This window comes from Litorivivens sp. (assembly GCF_041625495.1).
In the GTDB taxonomy this organism is placed as follows: domain Bacteria; phylum Pseudomonadota; class Gammaproteobacteria; order Pseudomonadales; family Spongiibacteraceae; genus Litorivivens.
In genome coordinates this window covers 1-5,016 of record NZ_JBFJTH010000221.1, presented here as the reverse complement: position 1 = coordinate 5,016, position 5,016 = coordinate 1, and the positions used below count along the sequence as shown (strand labels likewise).

At 53.0% G+C, this 5,016-nt stretch carries 4 protein-coding genes; all 4 read right to left on the bottom strand.

Going from position 1 to position 5,016, the window contains the following annotated elements; all coding sequences use genetic code 11:
- A partial coding sequence (locus ABYP39_RS17305; protein ID WP_372783842.1) for a hypothetical protein occupies positions 1-661 on the bottom strand: 661 nt, incomplete at its 3' end.
- A 7-nt stretch (positions 662-668) separates the two neighbouring features.
- Entirely contained in the window at positions 669-1,970 is a 1,302-nt protein-coding gene (locus tag ABYP39_RS17300) for a nucleotide sugar dehydrogenase (protein ID WP_372783840.1), read from the bottom strand.
- Between the two features lie 178 nt (positions 1,971-2,148).
- Positions 2,149-3,447: a glycosyltransferase family 4 protein gene (locus tag ABYP39_RS17295; RefSeq protein ID WP_372783838.1), complete on the bottom strand. Its 1,299-nt coding sequence runs from the start codon at positions 3,445-3,447 to the stop codon at positions 2,149-2,151.
- An 8-nt stretch (positions 3,448-3,455) separates the two neighbouring features.
- Positions 3,456-5,016 (bottom strand): asparagine synthase (glutamine-hydrolyzing) (asnB, locus tag ABYP39_RS17290; RefSeq protein ID WP_372783836.1); only part of this gene is annotated, 1,561 nt, incomplete at its 5' end.

Here is a 5,016-nt window from a genome sequence, read left to right as displayed (position 1 = left end):
GACCTGCATTAATGACGATGCCACGACGGGTTCCGAGTATTGCATGACCCTGGAAATAGCAGCGTTCAAATATGAACTGGCGTGGTAAATCCGCTTTTTCCATAGGTCGTCTGAACATGCCGCTGCCATCGAGGAGGACGAGCTCTTTGATCGGTCGTTCATAAGGTGATTCTGTCGGACTAAATCTTATACCGACGAATCTGTAGTGGTTAGCGCCACTTTCGGTTGTAACTACAGCGCCCGAAGAAGACGATAAATTCGCCATCGATGAAGCGTTCGCCGGCGACACACGGATACCGGGCGCGGGTAAAGACGAATCAGTATTGGTGGACCTTATGGTGATCCAACGCTTTCCTTCTGGTTTGAGTACAATGTTGTCGGCAGCAGATTTTCTTGGCAGGAAAAACGGCCCCACAAAACTCGCGCCGGCTTCCAGTGCTATAGTGTCGCCGGGATTGGCTTCACGAAGCGCCTGCTGTAAATCATCACCGGCATTTACGTTTATAACGATGCCTTCAGAATGAGCGGCGCTTGCCGCCTGAACCCTGGGTAACTCAGGCGTGACGCCTAGGGCGAAAGTATCGGTTGCCGATGTCAATGCGACGGATACGATTAACAGCCCGAGCGCCGAGCTGCTTCGATGATGCGACCAGTTCTTCACGCCGGAATCAGCTTGCTTTCTGCACGGCAGATTTCACTGTCAGTGCTCCCCTGGTAAGGTCGATTACCGTTTGATCGGGGCGCACCAGTTCCAGCGATTCGCTCGCATCACTGACAACGACGACATCGGCGTGGTCGAGCAAGGCGTGTACGTTATCGCACATAAGCGTGGAAATATGGGGTATCTCTTCAACTATATAGCGTCGATTCGCGCCGGTGAGTTTAGCGATGGCAACGTTGTGATCAAGGATTCGAACATCGCAGCCTTTGCCTATCAGCGTTTCGACCAGTGTTACCAGCGGGCTTTCGCGGAGATCATCGGTATCGGGTTTGAATGCTAGGCCAAAAATACCCACACGTTTTCTGCCGGTTGTCATTACAGCCTCAACGGCCTGGTTGATCTGGGCCTGATTGGATGGAAGAATGGCGTCCAGCATCGGTAGAGCGACGTCAGCGTGGTGAGCTGCGTAGAGTAGTGCCTTGATGTCTTTCGGGAGGCAAGATCCGCCAAAGGCGAAACCCGGTCTTAGGTATGCTTCTGAGATATTGAGTTTATCGTCCTGACGAAATATTCGCATAACTTCCTGTGCGTCTACGCCGAGGCCCGTGCAAATATCGCCAATCTCGTTGGCAAAGCAGATCTTTAATGCATGGTAAACGTTGGATACGTACTTTACGGTCTCAGCGGTGGGGATTTCTGTATGAATGAACGGAGCATCAACCGACGTGTATATGTCGTTTAGTAGGGTTGCTGTCTTATTGTTGTCGCATCCCACCAGTGTAAAGGGCGGATTCGCGAAATCCTTCAGTGCAGTGCCTTCCCGGATAAACTCTGGGTTGACAGCAATATTTAGCCACGACTTGGCCTCTTTTCCAGCGCCTGCGAAAAGTGCATTGCGAACTGTGCTTTCCGCCGTTCCAGGGAGTACTGTGCTGCGGACTACGACCGTGAATTCCCGGTTCCGTCCTTGCAGAGCCTCTCCAATTTCACGGCTGACGCGTGCCAGGGCATCGAGTTGAAGCTTCCCATGTCGGTCTCCCGGGGTGCCGACGCAGATGAAGGCTACGTCGGACTGTGCTACCGCTTCACCGCATGAGGTTGTGGCGCGCAGACTACCGCGACTCACCATTGATTGAATCAGGGCGTCGAGCCCAGGTTCGATGATTGGCGACTTTCCCTCATCGTTGATCATGTGCACTTTTTCGTCGTTAACATCGACGCCCGTGACCTGGTGCCCAGCTTGCGCGAAGCAAGCTGCGCTTACACATCCGACGTAGCCAAGCCCAAACACGCTAATTGATGGTTTCATGGGATAAACTCCAGTTGATATGCCCGGTATTCTGGGCGAAAAAGTCAAAGGCAGCGTTGTCCGATAAGCATCTATCGCTTTGGTCGGGCTCACGTTAACGCCAATGTCGTTAGGAAATGAAGAAGAAAGAATTACGGGTGTTGAAAGGTTCTAAAGTGTTCTTAATAACCGTCTTCGTCTAAGTGCCGCGGTGTTTAGCCAGACTCCTGCAGATACGCTCGAAATCCCCCGCCACGCGTCTCCAGGAGTATTCCTGTTCCATCAGTTCGCGCCCGTATCTGGCCATGCGCAAACGCTGATTCTGATTCCCTAACAGTGCGAATATAGCCTGCGAGAAAGTTTCCGGATCGTCCGCGCGGAGAATGTGCTTGCCGTCCTCAAGCGGGAGGCCCTCCGCGCCGATGGTGGTGCTGACCACGGGTTTTCCCATGGCTAGAGCTTCGTATATTTTCAGTCGAGTTCCGCCACCTATTCGCAATGGAACAATGTAGATGGCGGCGCGTTCGATATAAGGTCTTACGTCAGCTACGGTGCCGGTAAGGCATACATTCGCAGATAATGCTGCCTTTCGCAGTGATTCACTGGGGTTGCGGCCAACCATTGTCACAGTTATTTGCGGATACTGGCGCCGCACCAATGGCAGGATCTTGTCGATGAAATAGAGCATGGCGTCCTCGTTAGGGTGCCAGTCCATGGAGCCAGTGAATACGAGCTCAGTGGGTATCTCCTGTGCGATGTCGCCAGGTTTAAAATAGTCTACATCGACACCGGTTGGAATCGCCTCAATCCTGCTGTTGGGAGCGCCCAGCGCAAGCTGTTTGCGATCATCCTCGGAAACCGCAACAGTTACGCCAGCACGTTCGCAGGCGTCATGTTCGTAACGCCGCATTTTTCGCCATTCAAGACCGAGAAGTGCGCGACCGATGAGACTGTTCTGAGTCTTTTGTAGACGTTTCCATATCATGAATTCCACATTGTGCTCAAAGAATAGTATTGGCGTTTTAAGATTTCTCGGTAAGTTGGGTACTGCGACGAGAAAATCAGCGATGCAAATATCAAATTGGCCCGACTCAAGTTGGCTCGCGACTTCTCTGCCTAGCGCCGGAATGCGATTCTTATGTAGATCCACCGGTAGACGCGTGAACAGTGAGCGGGCTAAGGCGAGCAGAAATCGAAGGCTGTGCTTTTTTGCTGGTGTATAGGGTATTGAGCGAATAGCGCGGCAGGTCGTAAGCTGTGCCGCAAGCGCTTGTGGGTCTTCAGACGGGGTGTGAGTCGTAATTACTGTCATCTCATTGTGCTTGGATAACTCATTAATCAAATGAAAGCTACGCAGTCGCCCACCGCTGTTGAGTGGCCAGAGCCCGCCCACCTTTACCCACAGGATTCTCAGTTGGTCAATTCTAAGGTCGCTGTATGATTCATCGATGCCGCTCGTGCTCGGGGAGGGAAGTTCAGAATCGGCTAGTTTAAGCATGCTAATGGTCATACGGATACCCACTCTGCGGAGTCAATAGAGGATGCGTTTGGTACCGAGCGACTGGCTATTCCTGAGTACATCTGCTCATGAGGTTCGCCGTCGATATAGATGCGTTGCCACATTTCCAGATTGATCAGAAGCCATAGCTGGTCGCCGTGGTTGGCGCTCCCGCTGTGATGCTCATGGGCGAGCCGAGACAGGTGGTCACGGTTAAAATGATCGCGCCGCTGTGCTCGTTCGCTGAGAACAAATTCCTCAACCATTCCCGAAAACGGACCGCGCAGCCAGTCACCAACCGGAACAGGGAAACCCATCTTGCTGCGATTCATAATCGCTGTCGGAACAATATCTTTCACAGCATCGCGAAGCAGCCCTTTGGTGCGGCCGCCGTGCATCCGGTGGCGGCCAGGAATAGCGGCGACCATGTCGACCAGGCGGTGATCCAGGAAGGGAACCCGGCTTTCCAACGATGCTGCCATGCTCATTTGATCCTGCTTCATCAGCAGTTCTACAAGATAGGTCTGCAGGTCGGCATTGCTCATGCAGGCCAGCGTGTCACTTCCGGCAGCCAGGTAGTTTTCCAGATGTGGCTTGTAGATATCACGACTAGCCTCGAGTGAGTGGTCTGATAGCAGTTGTTGTCTCGTGCCATCTCGAAATACCGAAAAATTGTCGAAGAAAATGGACCTGGGGTTGCATCCAAGCGCGAGGAATGAGCGTTCTGCGTACCGTCGTAGTCTTTTCGGTAGGTCAGGGATGATCTGGGCTATACGCAGCCGTAAGGTTCCGGGTAGCGTACCTTCATAGAGGCCACCGAGGCGTGTATTCCAGATAGTGGTTCGGTAGCGATGGCCGTAGCCCAGGAATAGTTCGTCCGCGCCTTCACCTGTCAGTACAACCTTGACGTGTTGCCGTGCAAGTCGAGAAATAACGTTAAGCGGAATGCTCGATGTAAATGCGATGGGTTCATCTTCGTGCCACAACAGATGGGGTAACTCAGCAAAGAATTGGTCTGGTGAGAGAAGTATCTCCCTGTGCTCGGCGTCGACTGATCTCGCCGCCAGGCGTGCATAGTGCAGCTCATTCGCCGATGCTTCCTTGAAGCCGACCGAGAAAGTCTTTATTGCCCCGCTGACCTTCGGGGCCATTAGTCCGGCTAGGGCTGTAGAGTCCAGTCCGCCGGAGAGGAAAAGACCGATAGGTACGTCGCTGACCAAGTGGCTTTGAACGGCCTCGTCCAGTGCGTTGCGCACAGCGTGAACGTGGTCTTGATAGCCGAAATGAGTATCCTCGATAACCTTGGGTGGCTGCCAGTAGTGGTGTTCCGTAAGGCCCTTCGCGGCGGACCAGGATAAGGTTCGGCCGGGTAGTAGTTTATGGACACCCTCAAAAAAGGTTTCGTTGCCTGCAACATATCGGGATGCTAGGTATTCCGGCAGTATGGCGCGGTTTAAGCTGGGGCTCTGGTTACTGCCCGCGAGTATAGCTTTGATCTCTGAAGCAAAAAGTAACTCCGATTCTGTTATAGCGTAGTAGAGCGGTTTGATGCCCAATCGGTCTCGCGCT